General features: G+C 50.2%; 17 protein-coding genes. All 17 read left to right on the top strand.

Going from position 1 to position 17,469, the window contains the following annotated elements:
• The first annotated feature begins 30 nt into the window (after positions 1-30).
• Positions 31-1,539 (top strand): MBOAT family O-acyltransferase, encoded by a 1,509-nt coding sequence (locus tag AC1EK1_RS01170; protein WP_480305230.1) that lies wholly within the window; start codon positions 31-33, stop codon positions 1,537-1,539.
• 28 nt (positions 1,540-1,567) lie between these two features.
• Positions 1,568-2,449 (top strand): tetratricopeptide repeat protein, encoded by an 882-nt coding sequence (locus AC1EK1_RS01165; protein ID WP_480305229.1) that lies wholly within the window; start codon positions 1,568-1,570, stop codon positions 2,447-2,449.
• A 115-nt stretch (positions 2,450-2,564) separates the two neighbouring features.
• On the top strand, positions 2,565-3,065 hold the full coding sequence (gene tpx / locus AC1EK1_RS01160) for a thiol peroxidase (protein ID WP_480305228.1): 501 nt from the start codon (positions 2,565-2,567) through the stop codon (positions 3,063-3,065).
• A gap of 391 nt (positions 3,066-3,456) precedes the next feature.
• The gene (locus AC1EK1_RS01155) at positions 3,457-4,071 is read left to right on the top strand and encodes a TetR/AcrR family transcriptional regulator (RefSeq protein ID WP_480305227.1); all 615 of its coding nucleotides are present in this window, start codon (positions 3,457-3,459) and stop codon (positions 4,069-4,071) included.
• A gap of 27 nt (positions 4,072-4,098) precedes the next feature.
• Positions 4,099-5,853 (top strand): ABC transporter ATP-binding protein, encoded by a 1,755-nt coding sequence (locus tag AC1EK1_RS01150; protein ID WP_480305226.1) that lies wholly within the window; start codon positions 4,099-4,101, stop codon positions 5,851-5,853.
• A gap of 21 nt (positions 5,854-5,874) precedes the next feature.
• Entirely contained in the window at positions 5,875-7,620 is a 1,746-nt protein-coding gene (locus tag AC1EK1_RS01145; RefSeq protein WP_480305225.1) for an ABC transporter ATP-binding protein, read from the top strand.
• A 195-nt stretch (positions 7,621-7,815) separates the two neighbouring features.
• A complete protein-coding gene (gene rplU / locus AC1EK1_RS01140) occupies positions 7,816-8,133 on the top strand; it encodes a 50S ribosomal protein L21 (protein WP_480305224.1) in 318 nt (105 codons plus the stop codon).
• Positions 8,134-8,176: 43 nt separating this feature from the next.
• The gene (gene rpmA, locus AC1EK1_RS01135) at positions 8,177-8,443 is read left to right on the top strand and encodes a 50S ribosomal protein L27 (protein ID WP_480305223.1); all 267 of its coding nucleotides are present in this window, start codon (positions 8,177-8,179) and stop codon (positions 8,441-8,443) included.
• 208 nt (positions 8,444-8,651) lie between these two features.
• A complete protein-coding gene (locus AC1EK1_RS01130; RefSeq protein WP_480305222.1) occupies positions 8,652-9,224 on the top strand; it encodes a C40 family peptidase in 573 nt (190 codons plus the stop codon).
• Positions 9,221-9,919: an inorganic diphosphatase gene (locus AC1EK1_RS01125; protein ID WP_480305221.1), complete on the top strand. Its 699-nt coding sequence runs from the start codon at positions 9,221-9,223 to the stop codon at positions 9,917-9,919. Before AC1EK1_RS01130 ends, AC1EK1_RS01125 begins: the two co-directional genes overlap by 4 nt.
• Before the next feature lie 12 nt (positions 9,920-9,931).
• Positions 9,932-10,684: a TrmH family RNA methyltransferase gene (locus tag AC1EK1_RS01120; RefSeq protein ID WP_480305220.1), complete on the top strand. Its 753-nt coding sequence runs from the start codon at positions 9,932-9,934 to the stop codon at positions 10,682-10,684.
• Between the two features lie 442 nt (positions 10,685-11,126).
• On the top strand, positions 11,127-12,476 hold the full coding sequence (locus tag AC1EK1_RS01115) for a Na(+)-translocating NADH-quinone reductase subunit A (RefSeq protein ID WP_480305219.1): 1,350 nt from the start codon (positions 11,127-11,129) through the stop codon (positions 12,474-12,476).
• Between the two features lie 60 nt (positions 12,477-12,536).
• Positions 12,537-13,748, top strand: coding sequence for an NADH:ubiquinone reductase (Na(+)-transporting) subunit B (locus tag AC1EK1_RS01110; protein WP_480305218.1), 1,212 nt, complete (start codon positions 12,537-12,539; stop codon positions 13,746-13,748).
• Between the two features lie 33 nt (positions 13,749-13,781).
• A complete protein-coding gene (nqrC, locus tag AC1EK1_RS01105; protein WP_480305217.1) occupies positions 13,782-14,498 on the top strand; it encodes an NADH:ubiquinone reductase (Na(+)-transporting) subunit C in 717 nt (238 codons plus the stop codon).
• Between the two features lie 4 nt (positions 14,499-14,502).
• The gene (locus AC1EK1_RS01100; RefSeq protein WP_480305216.1) at positions 14,503-15,135 is read left to right on the top strand and encodes an NADH:ubiquinone reductase (Na(+)-transporting) subunit D; all 633 of its coding nucleotides are present in this window, start codon (positions 14,503-14,505) and stop codon (positions 15,133-15,135) included.
• Between the two features lie 39 nt (positions 15,136-15,174).
• Positions 15,175-15,795 carry an NADH:ubiquinone reductase (Na(+)-transporting) subunit E gene (nqrE, locus tag AC1EK1_RS01095; RefSeq protein ID WP_480305215.1) on the top strand — a complete coding sequence of 207 codons (621 nt, stop codon included), beginning with the start codon at positions 15,175-15,177 and terminating at the stop codon, positions 15,793-15,795.
• 43 nt (positions 15,796-15,838) lie between these two features.
• Positions 15,839-17,086, top strand: a complete 1,248-nt coding sequence (gene nqrF / locus AC1EK1_RS01090; RefSeq protein ID WP_480305213.1) for an NADH:ubiquinone reductase (Na(+)-transporting) subunit F — start codon at positions 15,839-15,841, stop codon at positions 17,084-17,086.
• The last annotated feature ends 383 nt before the right edge of the window (positions 17,087-17,469 follow it).

Below are 17,469 nucleotides of genomic sequence, written 5' to 3'. Positions count from 1 at the left end.
TTTTTGTTGTCTCTCCATGTCGTAATCCATATGCCACAGCACTATATACTCGATCTGCTCAAATACAATCCGAAGGAGCCGATGCTCTTCAACAGTGGTCTGTTTTTGGCCCTCTTTCTCTGCTTTATCCCGCTGTACTATGCTCTGAGGCATCGGCAGATGGTGAGGATCCTCTATGTGGTCCTCTTTTCGCTTTACTTTTACTACAAGAGTAGTGGAGCGTATGCCACTATTATTTTATTGACGGCCACGGTTGATTATTTTGTCGGTCACCGTATTTCGTTGTCTTCCGATGGTGGAAAAAGATGGCTGGCGGTTTCGATCGTCTTCAATCTCGGGATGCTTGCTTACTTCAAGTACACCGGCTTTCTCTACAATACCTTTGGCCCACTTTTTTATGGCATCGGGGAGTGGTTGGGCTGGGTGAGTAGTCCATTTGAGGCACATAGGTTTGATATTTTTTTGCCGGTCGGTATCTCTTTCTTTACTTTTCAGTCCATGAGCTATGTCATTGACATATACCGAGGGGAGATAAAGCCACTGAGACGATGGGTGGACTATCTGTTTTATGTCTCATTTTTCCCTCAGCTGGTGGCCGGACCTATAGTTAGAGCCAAGGACTTTATCCCTCAGATTTACCGCACTCCGGTGGTGACACGTGAGGAGTTTGGGGAGGGACTGTATCTTATCCTTTTTGGCCTGCTCAAAAAGGGGGTGATCTCGGATTATATCAGCCTTAATTTTGTAGACCGCGTATTTGATGCCCCTGCGCTCTATACGGGATTTGAGAATCTGATGGCGATCTATGGTTATTCGCTCCAGATCTATTGTGACTTTTCGGGCTACTCCGATATGGCTATAGGGCTGGCCTTGTGGCTGGGTTTTCGGTTCAATACCAACTTTGATTTTCCGTATCAATCCGCCACGATCACTGAGTTTTGGCGCAGGTGGCACATCTCGCTTTCGTCTTGGCTTCGCGACTACCTCTATATCTCGCTGGGCGGTAACCGCAAGGGTAGGGTGCGCACCTATGTCAATCTTTTGATCACGATGCTACTAGGCGGTCTGTGGCACGGAGCCAGTCTTCGGTTTGTCATCTGGGGTGGCCTCCATGGTCTGGCGCTGGCTTTGCATAAGTGGTTGATGTCGTTTGTCGCTTTCTTTCGGCCTACGGGTGAGGGTATGCACCCCGTTGTGCGGTTTTTCTCGGTCCTGCTGACTTTTCATTTTGTCGCATTTGCCTGGATCTTTTTTCGGATGGAAAATCTCTCTGATGTTTGGGTGATGCTGGATATGATTGCGCACGAATTTCATCCGGAGGTGGCGAGTCAGTTTGTCAAGGGGTACCAAGTGGTCTCAATCCTAATGTTCACGGGCTTTTTGGCTCATTTTACGCCATCGGCACTCCGTCGGGGCCTTCAGGACTTTGTCACGCACCTCCCGCTTGTCGGCCAAGCGTTGGTATTGGCCATCGTCTTTGTGGTGCTTGTGCAGTTTCGCTCAATAGGGGTCCAGCCATTCATTTACTTTCAGTTTTAGTGATCGCAACCTTAGTGTTTTCTACAGAATGAAATACCAATGCTTCTTTTTCCTCCTCTTGGGAGGTTTGTTCTCGCTTTGTGTGCCTGCTTTTGCCCAAGCCGACAGTCTGCTCATGGCCCGCTACCAACGCTGTGTCGAGGATTACTTTGATGCCTATGAGCGTGGGCAGGTCGATAGCGCGGAGTTGGCTTTGCGATCAGCCCTGTCGATTTTGCCAACGTATGGCGGAAATTTTTTGTTGGAGGCCAACCTTGCAGAGCTTGTTGTGGCACGAGGTGACACGGTCGAAGCGTTGGGTTTGTTGACATCTGCCCTCAATCGTCAGCCGCATCTTGATACCATTCGGAGTCGTCGCGCGGAGCTTTTGACGCAGTCTCGGCGGTTGGAGGACGCACTCGCAGACCTAGATGAGCTCCTGAAGCAATATCCCAAGAGCGAAATCTATCGCTATCGGCGAGCCTTGCTCCTGCGTGACCTAGGCCTGCCGGAAGGTGCTGTGGCTGACCTCCAAAAAATAGTGGAACACAATCCCAAAGCCTACATTCCGCAGGTTACGCTGGCTGAGGTACTATTTGACCAAGGAGAAAATCTCCGGGCCGAACAGATCTTGACCCGCCTCATCGACGAATACCCCCAACAGCATATGGCCGCACGTGTCCTGACAAAATGCTACCTAAAGAGTGACCAAAAAGCTCAGGCACTTGCCACTATCCGAAAGGCCATCAACTCCGGTACTCGTGTAACCGCTGAGGAGTACCTCGTCCGGGGTATGGTGTGGCTGGCTTACGGCGAGCAAAAGGAGGCCGAAAAAGACTTTGGTAAGGCCAAAGAACTCGGTGCAAACGATCGAAGTGTCCACGATGCCAATGCTTGGGTCCATGACATGAGGCAGGGCAATCGACCGTAGCTCGCCGGGGAGTAAAAATAGGTGCCTCCGGGCAAACAAAAGCAGCTCTCGGACTGTTTTAGTCCAAAGTCCGACTTGATCGGACACTATAATCACCATCAAAAAAAAGATAACTATGGCAACAACTCAACTAAAAGGACAGACCCTCCATACCTCCGGCTCGCTCCCAAAGGCAGGCATGCCGGCTCCGGACTTTACCGCAACCAAAAGTGACCTCTCCGACGTCAAGCTATCCGACTACCTGGGGCAGAAAGTCATCCTCAATGTATTTCCAAGTATCGACACGGGTGTTTGCGCACAGAGTGTCCGGACCTTCAACAAAGCGGCTGCCTCGCTCCAAAATACCCAAGTCTTATGTATCAGCAAGGACCTGCCATTTGCCCAAGCACGCTTTTGTGGTGCAGAAGGGATCGCCAATGTCACCACCCTTTCCGTATTTCGTGATGACACCTTTGCCAAGGCCTATGGTGTTGAGCTGGCGGAGAGTGTCATGCGTGGCCTCCTCGCACGATGCGTGTTTGTGGTAGACGAAAAGGGACAAATCGTATACGAAGAACTGGTGCCGGAGATTACCTCCGAGCCCAACTATCAGGCCGCACTGGACGCACTCAAGTAGTTCGTCCTGCCGGATAGTACCCACAAAGCTCGCCTCCCTCTAGGGGGCGAGCTTTTCTGTATACGCCATCCAATCAATGAGTTTGTCAATTTGCTCTGAAAGCTATTATTAAGTGCAGGAACGATAAAGAAAACTTGATGTTGCGGATTGGTCTTTCTGATTAATGCCAGCCAACCGCTGCATAATACTCACTTTTAGGTATTGCGAGACTTGGCCACACCTCGTACCTTTGCAACAAATAAATTCAAGTGTACGATAAAACGAAAGTACCATATGACATACCTGGATAGACATCCATCGACCATAGAAGCGCACTGTTCAAGAAAAGAACAGTGCGCTTTTTTTATGAACAAAATAGAACGATGTTCATTATTGACGCCTTACCCCAATCATGCAAACTCTGAAAGATGACATTCGGCAACGTATCATTGATACCGCCCGTGAAGAATTTATCGCACATGGCGTACGTTGCACATCCATTCGCACGGTGGCTCGCAAGTCGGGTATTGCTGTAGGAAACCTATACAATTACTTCAGTAGCAAGGACGAACTGTTTTGTGAGGTGCTACGGCCTCTCACCAAGGCATTGGACAAACACATCCTGTCGCACAATGACGAAAAGTTCCTGTCGATAGACGTATTCAGCATGCGGCAATACCAAATAGACTACATCTTTGACCTGCTCGGCATCATCAAGGACTTCCGTCCGGAGCTTCGACTGCTCCTATTCAACTCTGAGGGAACGTCGCTACAAGGATACAAAGACAAGATGGTGGACAGACAGATGAAAGTGGGCATGGAATACATACGACTGATGAAAGAACGCTATCCACATCTCAACGCCAACATTTCGCCATTCTTAGTTCATATCACCTGCTCTACTTGGATAACTGTTTTCTGCGAGATTGTAGAGCATGAAGATTATACCGACGAGGATATCAAGGTCGCCTTGGAGCAGTACATGGACTTTAGTATGGCAGGATGGAAAGCATTGCTCAAACCATAAAGATTAATTTCTAAAAGACGATAATATATGATCAAGACTCTCAAACGTTTAGGAACTTACATGGGAGGGCGCAAATACTTGCTGCCATGCTCCGTAGCACTGTCGGCAGTCAACGGACTGCTGTCGCTTGTGCCATTCGTACTTTTGTGGCTCGTGGTACGCACACTACTAACAGCCAAAGGCAACCTCTCAGACACACCCCTTATAGACTATGCCCTATGGGCTTTTATCATATCGGTGGCGAACGTGTTGCTCTACTTTTTGGCACTGATGCTCTCTCATCTTGCGGCATTCCGTATCGAAACCAACATGAGACGAAAAGCGATGCAACGACTGATGCGTGCGCCATTGGGCTATTTCGATAGCCAAAACACGGGGCGTATGCGCAAAATCATTGATGAGGATTCGGGACAGACACATACTTTCGTGGCACACTTGTTACCCGATGTGGCGAGTTGTGTTGTTGCTCCGATAGGTGTTATAGCACTGCTGCTCTTAGTGGATTGGCAGTTGGGAGTGGCTGCAATGATACCTCTCGTTTGCGCCATAGGTATTATGGGATATATGATGAACCCAAAGAACAACCAATTTCAAAGACTCTACCTTGATGCGCAGGAGAAGATGGGGGCAGAGGCCGTGGAATATGTCAGAGGTATTCCCGTGGTCAAGGTGTTTCAGCAGACTGTCTTCTCGTTCAAACGTTTCTACGATAGCATTATCAACTACCGCGACCTTGTCATCAAGTGTACGCTTGTGTGGCGCACGCCAATGTCACTGTACACACTTGCCATCAATGCCTTTGCTTTCGTCCTCGTTCCTACTGCTATTATCCTGATAGGACACGGGGAAGATACCACTACAATTATTGCCAACGTGATACTTTATGTGGTGATTGCACCGCTTATTGCTGCCAACGTGATGAAAGCCATGTATCTCAGCCAGGACCTTTTCTTGGCAAACGAGGCTGTAGAACGACTGGAGCAGCTCACTCATATCACACCGCTCTCACAGCATGACGAGCCAAAACGGGTAGAAGCGTACGACATTCGCTTTGACGACGTGTCGTTCCGATACGAGGGAGCTGAGAAAGATGCAGTGAGTCATATCAACCTGACCATTCCCGAAGGCAAGACGATTGCGCTTGTAGGAGCGTCGGGCAGCGGAAAGACCACCATAGCAAGGTTGATACCCCGCTTTTGGGATGTATGCCATGGCAGCGTCACCATAGGAGGTGTAGACGTGAGAGATATGCGCCAGGACGAGCTGATGCGCAATGTGTCGTTCGTCTTTCAGAACACCCGTCTGTTCAAGACTTCGCTCATCGAAAACCTACGTTACGGCAATCCTGATGCAACGACCGAACAGATCAACCGTGCCATCGACCTCTCACAAAGCCGAGAGATCATTGACCGTTTGCCACAGGGGTTGGATACCATTATCGGTGCCGAGGGTACTTACCTTTCGGGTGGTGAGCAGCAGCGTATTGTTCTTGCCCGTGCCATTCTGAAAGATGCTCCTATCGTAGTGCTCGACGAGGCGACCGCCTTTGCCGACCCCGAAAACGAACAACTTATCCGTAAGGCACTGGCACATCTCACCCAAGGAAAAACCGTGCTGATGATAGCCCATAGACTTACCACGGTTCAGGATGCCGACAGTATTGCAGTCGTGGACAACGGCGAGATTGTTGAGCAGGGAACGCACGAGGAACTATTGAGTAAGGGAAAGCAATACCACCGTATGTGGAATGAATATCAACAGTCCGTTTCGTGGAAACTATAATCGATCAAATGTCACAAAACCATGATTAAATACTTTCAAAATCGTTTCGCTCTTACTGAAAAAGGGGCAAAAGACCTGCGCCAAGGCATCGTCTCCTCAACACTGCTCAACCTTGTGCTGATGCTGCCACCCACTTATTTGTTTTTCTTCCTGATGGAGTATCTCGATAATATGCAAATTAATACCCCTCATACGTTGTGGTTTTATCTCCTCATGGCAGCAGGGTTAATGATCGTGATGCTCCTCGTGATCCGTTGGCAGTACGACAGCACCTATACCACCGTATATAATGAGAGCGCGGAACGCCGCATCTCTTTAGCCGAGAAACTGCGCCGTTTGCCTCTCGCCTTCTTTGGTGATCGCAATCTCTCAGACCTCACTGCCACCATGATGGAAGACTGTACGCTATTGGAAACAACGTTCTCGCACGCCATTCCCCAACTATTTGCTTCCGGGGTAAGCATTGCCATTATCGCAGCGGGAATGTTCTGCTACGACTGGCGATTAGCCATCGCTGTGTTTTGGGTAGTGCCTTTTGCCTTGGTAGTGCTATTAGTTTCACGAAATCGAACGGACAAGGATTTTACACGTATCTATCACATCAAGCGTGGCGTGAGCGAACAGATACAGGAAGGACTGGAGTGTGTGCAGGAAATCAAATCGTACAATGGCGAGGACGAATATAACCAGCGGTTCGACCGGCGATTAAAAATATTGGAAAAAGGACTTGTTGCCGGTGAATTCTTGACAGGTGTGTTTATCAACATCTCCGCTGTATTGCTTAAACTGGGCATGCCTACCGTCATCGTTGTAGGCGCATGGATGCTTCAGCGTGGCGACGTATCGGTGTTCGTCTATTTGGCGTTCCTACTTGTTTCGGCAATGGTTTATAATCCTATCCTTGAAGTATGCAATAACCTTGCTATTCTTACTTTTCTTGATGTGCGCATTAAGCGAATGAAAGAGATGGAGGCAATGCCCATACAGACGGGCGACACGGAGGTGAAAGTTTCAAACTATGACATTGAGTTCCACAACGTCGACTTTTCCTACGAAACAGACAAGCAGGTACTACACAATGTTTCATTCACTGCCCGACAAGGTGAGATAACAGCACTTGTTGGTCCCTCAGGTGGTGGCAAGAGTACCGCTGCCAAGCTTGCTGCACGCTTTTGGGACATCAATAGTGGTAAGATAACACTGGGCGGACACGACATCTCTGGCATAGAGCCAGAGACGTTGCTCAAAAATTATGCCGTAGTGTTTCAAGACGTGATGCTCTTCAACGCCTCCGTTGCCGACAATATACGCATAGGAAAGCGCGATGCCACCGATCAGGAAGTAAGGCATGTGGCACGATTGGCACAGTGCGATGACTTCATCAGTCGTATGCCACAAGGCTACGACACGGTGATAGGTGAAAATGGGGAAACCATTTCGGGCGGTGAGCGACAGCGTATCTCCATAGCCCGTGCGCTCTTAAAAGATGCTCCAGTCATACTCTTGGACGAAGCAACCGCCAGCCTTGATGCCGAGAACGAGACGAAAGTTCAGGCTGGAATTTCCGAGCTGGTGCGCGACAAAACCGTCATCATCATCGCACACCGCATGCGCACCGTATTGGGAGCCGACCACATCGTAGTACTCTCGGGTGGCACAGTGGTAGAGCAGGGTACACCCAACGAGCTGATGGCACACAATGGGACTTTTGCACAAATGGTAAGACTGCAACAAGATACTACTTCGACAAATAGCTCATCAAAATAGACGGTTATTCTCCCATTGGAAGAGGGTGCCATCACCGATTAGGGCCCTGAAATCCGTCCTGGTGGAGCAAAAGTTTTGGCCAAGTAGACAAAAAAGGGTACCTTTGCAAAGATTACTCTTAGGCAGGGTCAGGAAAGCGGAAGTGAGAGAACGACCCCCCTGCCAGGTATAAAACGATTTTTTTTTCAAGAAATTATGTACGGAATCGTAGAGATTCAGGGACAGCAGTTCAAGGTCGAGAAAGGCCAAAAGTTATTTGTGCACCATCTCAAAAGTGTGAACGAAGGTGACACGGTCGAGTTTGATAAGGTCATGCTCGTTGACAACAATGGTGCTGTCACCGTAGGTGCGCCTCTCGTCGAGGGTGCCAAGGTGGTGTGCGAAGTGCTACAGCCACTCGTAAAGGGCAAGAAAGTCCTAGTCTTTCACAAGAAACGTCGCAAGGGCTATCAAAAGCTCAATGGACATCGCCAGCAATTTACGCAGATCTCTGTCAAGGAAATTGTTGCGTGAGAGGGGAATTATTTATCTGAATACTAAAAAGTAAAATAAAGACATGGCACATAAAAAAGGTGTTGGTAGCTCCAAGAACGGTCGCGAATCAGAAAGCAAACGACTGGGCGTGAAAAAGTTTGGTGGTGAAGTGGTCAAGGCCGGTAACATCCTTGTCCGTCAGCGTGGAACCAAGCACCATCCCGGTGATAATGTCGGAATGGGTAAGGACCATACACTCTATGCCCTGAAGGATGGCGTTGTGGTCTTCCGGACAGCTAAAGGCGATCGATCGTACGTGTCTATCGCAGAGGAGCAACTGGCTAACTAAATAACACACGACCGAGGCCTGTGCAATCTCACCGACAGCAGTGTGGTGACAGAGTACAGATGCCGATAGACTAATAGCCCACGAGTGACATGCTAGCCGGCATCCCACTCGTGGGCTCTCTTTTTGGAATAGACGACTGTGAACCTTCCCGGGTCCGAGATGCTAGGCCCCACTATGCGTGAGACAACGGCAGCCGACCAATGTACTTATGAAGTTATTATCTCGCAAGCCACTTTTTGTCCTGTTTTTTTTCTGCGTCAGCATGAGCTCATGCAGTGTCACTAGGACCCCAGTACACCGCATTTACTTCCCGGAAACAGTAGACGAGGGACGGAGTGTGGCACTCGACCGGTTGGCTGATGATCTGACCCAAAAGCTACTGATCCCACTGGACGCAACTCAAGACAATCTGGGCCTATATGCCTTTGTGGCTGATTGGATAGGGACACCCTATAGGTTCGGTGGCTCTACGGATCGAGGTACGGACTGCTCCGGATTCGTACATTCGCTCATGGGGGAGGTCTACAAGTTGAGCGTGCCCCGCTCCTCGTCCGCCAGTCTGATGGCCACCACCAAGCGTGTGGACAAAAAGAATCTAAAGGAGGGCGATCTGGTGTTTTTCAACATCAATAACCGCCGTGGCGGAAGGGCTTCGCATGTGGGAATCTATCTGAAGGGGGATAAATTCGTACACGCAACAACGCAGAATGGTGTCATCATATCTAGCCTAAACGAACCCTACTATAGGCGGACCTATATAGGTGCCGGACGTTTGCAATGAAAAAAGTCTTGGCTTGTCCCACAACCAAACCTGAGGTTGTGCTCTTTGACATGGATGGGGTTCTTTTTGACTCCATGCCGATACACGCTTGGGCGTGGATGGAGACGGCATCAAAGTTTGGGCTCGAGACAACAGAGCGGGAGATTTACCTCTCCGAAGGAATGACGGGTCAACAAACGATCCAAGAAGTCTACAGACGCCAGCACCACAAAGACCCGGATCCATCGCTGGTCGACGAAATCTATCGCTACAAGTCGCAGCTCTTTTTGTCCCACAACGAAGAGATACCACTCATAGATGGGACTTTGGAGCTCATGCAGTGCCTATGCAGTGCGGGGGTGAGGATGGGAGTGGTCACGGGTAGTACGATCCGCAATGCCAGCCATAGAATCCAAAAAGCATACCGGAGCTATATTCAAGACGGATACCTGATAACTGCGGATATCGTAACCCGGGGGAAGCCGCACCCCGAGCCCTACTTACGTGGGTTGGAGCTCTTTGGCATCGGACCGGACCAAGCGATGGTCATCGAAAATGCCCCCATGGGGGTACAATCGGCCCATGCGGCGGGTATCTTTACGATAGCAGTCACAACCGGTCCCGTGCCGGAGTACTCGTTGCGCGACGCCGGTGCCAACCTGGTGTTGCCGAATATGGATGCCGTGAGGGCATGGTGGTCATCTCTGTATAAATAACAAACATAGCCTATGGAAACCCCATCTGTCAGCACGAGAGAGCGAAAGCTGATAGCCTCACTGTGTATGAAAAAGTACAGAGATCGAGAAGGACTTTTTGTGGCCGAGGGAGAAAAGGTGATCGCACAACTGTGTGCCCACTATGAACCACGGCTGATCGTGGGTGAAAAACTCTGGACAAAGACCCCGATCCGGCCCGACCTCATGCGGATAGCGACTGCCAGTCAGCTCCGAGCAATGAGCAACCTTCAGTCTCCGACTGACTTTGTCGCACTTTTCCAATTGCCTCCATCCCCAGAGACCCTGCCAAAGTCAGAGGCGGTCGTCGTGGCACTAGATAGTGTGCAAAATCCGGGTAACCTTGGGACCATTATTCGCCTGTGTGATTGGTTGGGCATTGAGCAACTAGTCTTGGGCAAGGGGACGGTGGACCCCTTTTCGCCAAAAGTCGTTCAGGCCACAGCCGGAGCTCTTGGAGCCGTGCGACTGTATACCGACGTTGACTTGACAGAGTACTTGTCCGGGTTGGATGAGGAGGTGCGTGTGTTTGCAACAGCCTTGGAGGGAAACAACATCTCCCAAGTGGTAGTCCCCGAGCGGTGTGTGGTCCTTTTTGGCAACGAAGGTCATGGGCTCTCTGCCTCCCTCTTGTCTGCGTGTGATGAGCTGATCAATATACCGGCGGCTCCAAGTACGGTGAGCGAATCCCTGAATGTCTCGATCAGTGCGGCGATCATCCTCTCAAAGATAGCGAAGGTGCTTTAGAGTACAAGAAAAGCCGGAAACAAAAGAAAGGGGGTGTGCCAAAACAGTTGCTTTGACACACCCCCTTTGGTGTTTTGTGCCCATCTTTTGGAAAAGAAAAATGCAAGGTCGTAGCAAAAGGAACGCTTGTACTAGGAAAAAGATAAAATCACAGTGTGATTTCTAGAAATCACACTGTGATTTATTCAAATCACATAGTGGTTTGTTGTTTTCCCAGTAAGTGTGTCGGATATTGTCGCTCCTTTTCTAGATTATGGTGAAGATGATAAGTTCCAAGAACACACGGAGTGCACTTTCTTGCGATTCCTCATCCTCTATCGTTTTGCTCCTGCCACAGCTTACGGAATCTAGGGTCAAAGTCAGGTGATATTGTTAAGGAAAAAAATAGGTAACTTTGCCAAGAATATGCAAAAACAAACAATATAGTTCTAACCGATATTTTATGGCTAACGTGATCAAAATCAAGAAAGGCCTGGATATCAACCTCGTTGGTAGAGCCCCCAAAGTGGATGTGTCCACTACAATGGGTTCTTCTTTTGGTGTTGTGCCAGATGACTTTCATGGCATCGTTCCACGACTTTCAGTAAAGGTGGGGGACCGTGTCCTCGCCGGAAGTCCGGTCATTTACCACAAAGCTATTCCCGAGCTAGTACTTACTTCTCCCGTAAGTGGTGAGGTCGTGGAAGTGGTACGTGGTGCAAAACGCAAGATCATTGCAGTAGAGATCAAGGCGGATCAGGCAATCGAGTACCGTGACTTTGACGTGACCGGAGTGACCAATCGCACCAGAGAAGAGCTCTTGTCGTTGTTGCTGGAGAGTGGGCTTTTTGCGCTAATCAAGCAACGCCCGTACGACATTGTTGCCGACCCAACCGTCATGCCCAGGGATATCTTTGTCACCGCCAACTATACCGCTCCGCTGATGCCGGATGCGCTGGAGTTGATCGCGGAGGACAAGAAATACCTACAGCTGGCTGCCGATGTGCTGAGAAAGCTCACCAGTGGTGGCGTTTCCCTCGGGATAAAGAAAGGGGCTGATCTATCGCTCAACGGAGTCAACACCTATGAGGTTGAAGGTCCGCACCCTGCCGGAAACGTGGGTGTCCTGATCAACCACACTCGACCGATCAACAAGGGTGAGACTGTATGGACCCTGTCTGTGTCGGAGATGGCACTGATTGGTCGATTCTTGGCGACAGGAAAGGTAGACTACCGTCGCCGGATCGTCTTGGCCGGCTCACGCCTCAGCACCCCGGGGTACACAAATGTAATAAGTGGAGCACGGATAGCCGACATTATCAAGGACAAGCTGGACAGCAATCCGTCCAACAAACGAATCATAGACGGAGACGTCCTGACCGGCACTCAGGTGACACCGGATCACGAGTACCTCAGTCCGTTTAGCAATATCATTACCGTCATTCCCGAGGGAGACGATGTCGATGAGTTGTTTGGTTGGGCAGTGCCGGGATTCAATAAGTTTAGTGCCAGTCGTACCTACCCCTCATTTTTGTGCAAGAAGCGCGAATACAATATCGATGCCCGCATCCGTGGAGGCGAGCGTGCCATCATCGTCAGTGGTGAGTACGAGAAAGTCTTCCCGATGGATATTTATCCAGAGCAGCTCATCAAGTCCATCATCGCATTTGACATTGACCGGATGGAGGAGCTTGGTATCTACGAAGTAGCTCCGGAGGACTTTGCCCTGTGCGAGTTTGTCTGCACCTCCAAGCTAGAGCTACAGTACATAGTACGTCGTGGTCTCGATCTTCTGTACAAGGAGATGAACTAAAAGAGACTGTACTTCGACGATCTATACAGGATTATTCAATACTCAAAAGATACTACTACATTGAACGCTCTAAAGAAATACATAGACAAGATACAGCCGGCCTTTGAGAAAGGTGGCAAGCTTGCTTCTTTTCACTCGGTATTTGATGGGTTCAAGACTTTTCTTTTTGTCCCCAATACCACCGGCAAGCGTGGAGTGCATATTCACGACTCCAACGACTCCAAGCGCACCATGATCATTGTAGTGCTGGCCTTGATACCTGCACTACTCTTTGGAATGTACAACATCGGCTACCAGCACTATCTGGTGACAGGAGTGAGTGCCGGATTTTGGACCATGTTTTGGTACGGCTTTCTCGCTGTCCTGCCCAAGCTCATCGTCTCGTACGTGGTCGGACTGGGGATAGAGTTTGCCGTGGCGCAGTGGAAGCACCAGGAGATTGCAGAGGGCTTTTTGGTATCCGGCTTCCTCATCCCGCTCATCGTGCCGGTGGATACACCACTGTGGATGATCGCCATTGCAACCGCCTTTGCAGTCATCTTTGCAAAAGAGGTCTTTGGTGGTACGGGGTACAACATTGTCAATGTGGCCCTAGTCACTCGCGCCTTCCTATTCTTTGCCTATCCAGCACACATGTCGGGTGACTCCGTCTTTATCCGCACCGCTGACACCTTTGGTATCGGTGGGGGCAAGACGGTGGATGCCTTTACCGGTGCCACACCACTGGGACAAGTGGGTATGTGGGAAAGTGCACACGGCACAATCACCAATGCGGTCGGCACTCCGATCAGCTCCTTGGACTACTTTATCGGCCTGATCCCCGGCTCCATAGGTGAGACCTCCACTCTAGCCATCCTGATCGGAGCATTGCTTCTCCTCATTACAGGCGTGGCCAGTTGGAAAATCATGCTCTCCACATTTGTTGGAGGTGGGCTGACGGCACTGATGTTCAATGCCATCGGTACCACGCCGGCCATGTCGCTGTCAGCTGTGGATCACTTGTTGCTGGGCGGCTTTGCTTTTGGTGCCGTCTTCATGGCAACCGACCCTGTGACAGCCGCTCGCACCGAGACCGGCAAGTGGATTTACGGTTTTTTGATCGGGTTCTTTGCGATCTGCATCCGGGTCCTCAACCCCGGTTACCCGGAGGGTATGATGCTAGCCATCTTGCTCATGAACACGTTTGCACCGCTGATCGACTATGCGGTCATTGAGCGAAACGTCAGCATGCGCAAAAAGCGGGCAAAGTCTGCTGTCGCGGCAGTCAAGTAAAAGTAAAGGAGACCTAATTTTGGAACATTGAAAATGAACAAGAATAGCAATATATACGTGATCCTTTACGCCTCCGTGATGGTCATCCTGGTAGCCATAGGGCTAGCCTTTACCTCACAAGCACTAAAGGAGCGCCAGACCAACAATGAGAATATCGACCGGATGCGTCAGATCCTTCGCTCACTGCAGGTGGATGTCGAAGCCGACCAAGCCATCGACACCTACAACAGCATCATCAAAGATGCATACTTGGTGGACAAGTCCGGTGAAGTCGTAGCCGGATCAGAGGGCACCGGAGTGAAGGATGCCGCCTTTTTGGCCAGCCTGCCAACTCTGACCAAGTCAACCGAATACCCCGTGTACGTGGCCGAAATCGACGGAGAGACAAAGTACGTACTCGGTATGTATGGTGCCGGCCTGTGGGGACCTATTTGGGGCTATATCGCTCTCGACAAGGATGCAGATACGATCTACGGGGTGGACTTTAGCCATGCCAGCGAGACCCCCGGTCTGGGTGCAGAGATCGTACACACTCCTTTCCGTAGCCAGTTTGAAAACAAACACATCTACAGAGACGGAGAGCTACGTAGCATCGCCGTCGTAAAGCGTGGCAAGGACGATAGCCGTCGCGACTACGTGGACGGAATCTCGGGAGGTACCCTGACCTCACACGGCGTACAAGAGATGCTTTCGGAGTGTCTTTCTCTCTACGAGCCTTATCTCAACAAACTGAAGACAAACGCACAATAAACATATGGCACTATTTGGAAAACAACAGAGAGAAACACTCTCTGACCCCATTAGCAAAAACAACCCGGTCATCATTCAGGTACTGGGGATTTGCTCGGCACTCGCCGTCACCTCCAAGCTGGAGCCTGCAATAGTGATGGCACTATCCGTGACTACAGTCGTTGCCTTTGGCAATGTCATCATCTCCCTCCTGCGAAAGACCATCCCCAATAGCATCCGCATGATTGTTCAGCTCGTGGTGGTGGCGTCCCTCGTGACCATCATCAGTGAGTTCCTTAGGGCGTTTGCTTTTGACCTAAACAAGGAGCTATCCGTATTTGTCGGCCTGATCATCACCAACTGTATCCTCATGGGGCGGCTGGAAGCCTTCGCCCTCGGCAACAACCCCTGGGACTCATTCTTGGACGGTATTGGTAATGGCCTAGGCTACGGAATCATCTTGGTGACCATCGGCTTTTTCCGTGAGCTCCTTGGCTCAGGTACCCTGCTCGGATACCGGGTCATACCCGATAGCTTTTACGAAGCCGGCTATGCAAATAACGGACTGATGATCCTCCCTCCTATGGCCTTGATCCTTGTGGCATGTATCATATGGGTACATCGCTCAATCAAGCCGGAGCTACAGGAGGAAAACTAAACATGATCACTGTACTAACCGAAAAAGTTTAATCAGACAATGCAAGAATACCTAAGCTTATTCGTACGGTCCATCTTTGTGGACAATATGATATTTGCATACTACCTTGGTATGTGCTCGTACTTGGCGATATCCAAAAACGTCAAGACCTCACTCGGACTAGGGATGGCAGTGGTCTTTATCCTCACCTGCACGCTACCAATCAACTACCTGCTGGAGAACTACGTCCTCAAGGATGGCGCACTGGCCTCATGGTTGGGCGAGGAATATGCCCAGATCGACCTGAGCTTCCTTAGCCTGCTGATCTTTATCGCCGTCATTGCGTCCTTTACTCAGCTCGTCGAGATGGCAGTAGAGCGTTTTAGCCCCAGTCTGTACAACTCACTGGGTATCTTCCTACCACTGATTGCCGTGAACTGCTCAATCCTTGGTGGCACACTATTCATGCAACAGCGCGAGTTTGCCAACATTGGGCTGGCAACTATCTATGGATTTGGCTCCGGGCTGGGCTGGCTGCTTGCCATTGTGGCTATGGCGGCCATCCGCGAAAAGCTCCGCTACTCCGATGTCCCCAAGCCACTACGTGGTCTAGGCATTACCTTCATCATCACCGCACTCATGGGGATTGCCTTTCAGTGCTTCTCAGGCCTCAGTATCTAGTAGACGCCTTCACGATCACTAAATAACGAAAGAATACGAAGAAATGGTTATCAACACAATATCTCTAGTGGCCGTCAGTGTGGTAGTATTTCTACTCATCATACTGCTTCTCGTGGTCGCGCTGCTATTTGCCAAAGCCAAGCTAATCCCCTCAGGCTCGGTCACCATCAATGTCAACAACGAGCAGGACCTAAAAGTCCCCATGGGAGGTACCCTCCTAAACAGTCTCCAAAACAACGGCATCTTCCTGTCATCCGCCTGCGGAGGAAAAGGCTCCTGCGGTCAGTGTCGCTGTCAAGTACTTGATGGAGGTGGTGCACCCATCGCCACCGAGTTGCCACACTTTAGCCGCAAGCAACTCCAGGACAACTGGCGCCTCTCCTGCCAGGTAAAGGTGAAAGAAGACATGAAGATCCATGTCCCTGACTCCGTATTTGGAGTAAAAGAGTGGGAGTGCGAAGTGATCTCCAACCGAAACGTCTCCTCCTTCATCAAAGAGTTTGTCGTAAAACTCCCCGAGGGCGAGCACATGGAGTTTCAGGCCGGATCCTATGCACAGATCATGATCCCAAAATACCGGGTCAAGTACTCCGACTTCATTATCGAGGACAAGTACAAACCAGAGTGGGATAAGTTCAACATGTGGTCACTGGAAGCCCAGAATGATGTCGAGACCGTCCGTGCCTACTCCATGGCCAACTACCCTGCAGAGGGTAATATCATCACCCTCAACGTCCGTATTGCTACTCCTCCTTTTGACCGAAAGAATGGTGGCTGGATGAAAGTGCCACCGGGCATAGCATCCTCCTACATATTCTCCCTCAAGCCGGGTGACAAGGTGACCATGAGCGGACCCTACGGAGACTTTCACATCCATGAGTCCAACTCCGAGATGCTGTATATCGGTGGTGGAGCCGGAATGGCACCCCTCCGTGCACAGATCCTCCACCTATTCAACACCGTAAAGACCGGTCGCAAGGTATCCTACTGGTACGGAGCTAGGTCCAAAGCCGAGATTTTCTACGAAGAAGACTTCCGAGAGATTGAGCGAAAATTCCCCAACTTTGAGTTCCACATCGGACTGTCTGCCGCACTGCCTGAGGATAATTGGACTGGCTACACCGGCTTCATCCATCAGGTGATCTACGACAACTACCTCAAGGATCACCCCGCCCCCGAGGATGTAGAATACTACATGTGCGGCCCAGGCCCCATGACCGCATCCGCGCTACGCATGCTGGATGATCTAGGAGTATCACCGGACCAGATCTACTTCGACGACTTCGGTTGATCCAAATATCAAGACACACACCGGCGATGGGCTGTCACCACACATGTGGAGACAGTCCATCGCTCTATTTTTACACAGCGCTGAGGATTTGTTTGGGCAAAATGTTGATTGTTAGTCCGTAACGTGGTAGACGCTCCTCTCTAAAAACTCTCTGGGATCGGTCTATTTTTTTTGGAACGAATTTACACTTTTTGCAAACAGCAGAGAATCAGCAGATTGAGAGAGGCCTCGAGTCCCACGGATAGAAGCAATCTTTTTCACGGATAGAAGCAAAACTTTTCACGGATAGAAGCAATTGCGTAGACGGATAGAAAAAAACGAGACGGCAGAGAGGGATTGTCGTGGCCTACCTCCTTAGGTTCTCCGAAAGCTGTTGTGCGTCC

This window comes from Porphyromonas sp. C0026D3 (genome assembly GCF_056590775.1).
Note: the sequence above shows the minus strand (reverse complement) of the source record. Positions and strands in the feature narration are given on the sequence as shown.

Excerpts from the sequence above, each read along its gene's own strand:
- AC1EK1_RS01165 (WP_480305229.1), top strand. The coding sequence starts at position 1,568 with ATGAAATACCAATGCTTCTTTTTCCTCCTCTTGGGAGGTTTGTTCTCG.
- AC1EK1_RS01150 (WP_480305226.1), top strand. The coding sequence starts at position 4,099 with ATGATCAAGACTCTCAAACGTTTAGGAACTTACATGGGAGGGCGCAAA.
- AC1EK1_RS01155 (WP_480305227.1), top strand. The coding sequence starts at position 3,457 with ATGCAAACTCTGAAAGATGACATTCGGCAACGTATCATTGATACCGCC.
- tpx (WP_480305228.1), top strand. The coding sequence starts at position 2,565 with ATGGCAACAACTCAACTAAAAGGACAGACCCTCCATACCTCCGGCTCG.
- AC1EK1_RS01125 (WP_480305221.1), top strand. The coding sequence starts at position 9,221 with ATGAAAAAAGTCTTGGCTTGTCCCACAACCAAACCTGAGGTTGTGCTC.
- AC1EK1_RS01115 (WP_480305219.1), top strand. The coding sequence starts at position 11,127 with ATGGCTAACGTGATCAAAATCAAGAAAGGCCTGGATATCAACCTCGTT.
- AC1EK1_RS01120 (WP_480305220.1), top strand. The coding sequence starts at position 9,932 with ATGGAAACCCCATCTGTCAGCACGAGAGAGCGAAAGCTGATAGCCTCA.
- nqrC (WP_480305217.1), top strand. The coding sequence starts at position 13,782 with ATGAACAAGAATAGCAATATATACGTGATCCTTTACGCCTCCGTGATG.
- rplU (WP_480305224.1), top strand. The coding sequence starts at position 7,816 with ATGTACGGAATCGTAGAGATTCAGGGACAGCAGTTCAAGGTCGAGAAA.
- nqrE (WP_480305215.1), top strand. The coding sequence starts at position 15,175 with ATGCAAGAATACCTAAGCTTATTCGTACGGTCCATCTTTGTGGACAAT.
- nqrF (WP_480305213.1), top strand. The coding sequence starts at position 15,839 with ATGGTTATCAACACAATATCTCTAGTGGCCGTCAGTGTGGTAGTATTT.
- AC1EK1_RS01170 (WP_480305230.1), top strand. The coding sequence starts at position 31 with ATGCCACAGCACTATATACTCGATCTGCTCAAATACAATCCGAAGGAG.
- AC1EK1_RS01130 (WP_480305222.1), top strand. The coding sequence starts at position 8,652 with ATGAAGTTATTATCTCGCAAGCCACTTTTTGTCCTGTTTTTTTTCTGC.
- AC1EK1_RS01100 (WP_480305216.1), top strand. The coding sequence starts at position 14,503 with ATGGCACTATTTGGAAAACAACAGAGAGAAACACTCTCTGACCCCATT.
- AC1EK1_RS01145 (WP_480305225.1), top strand. The coding sequence starts at position 5,875 with ATGATTAAATACTTTCAAAATCGTTTCGCTCTTACTGAAAAAGGGGCA.
- rpmA (WP_480305223.1), top strand. The coding sequence starts at position 8,177 with ATGGCACATAAAAAAGGTGTTGGTAGCTCCAAGAACGGTCGCGAATCA.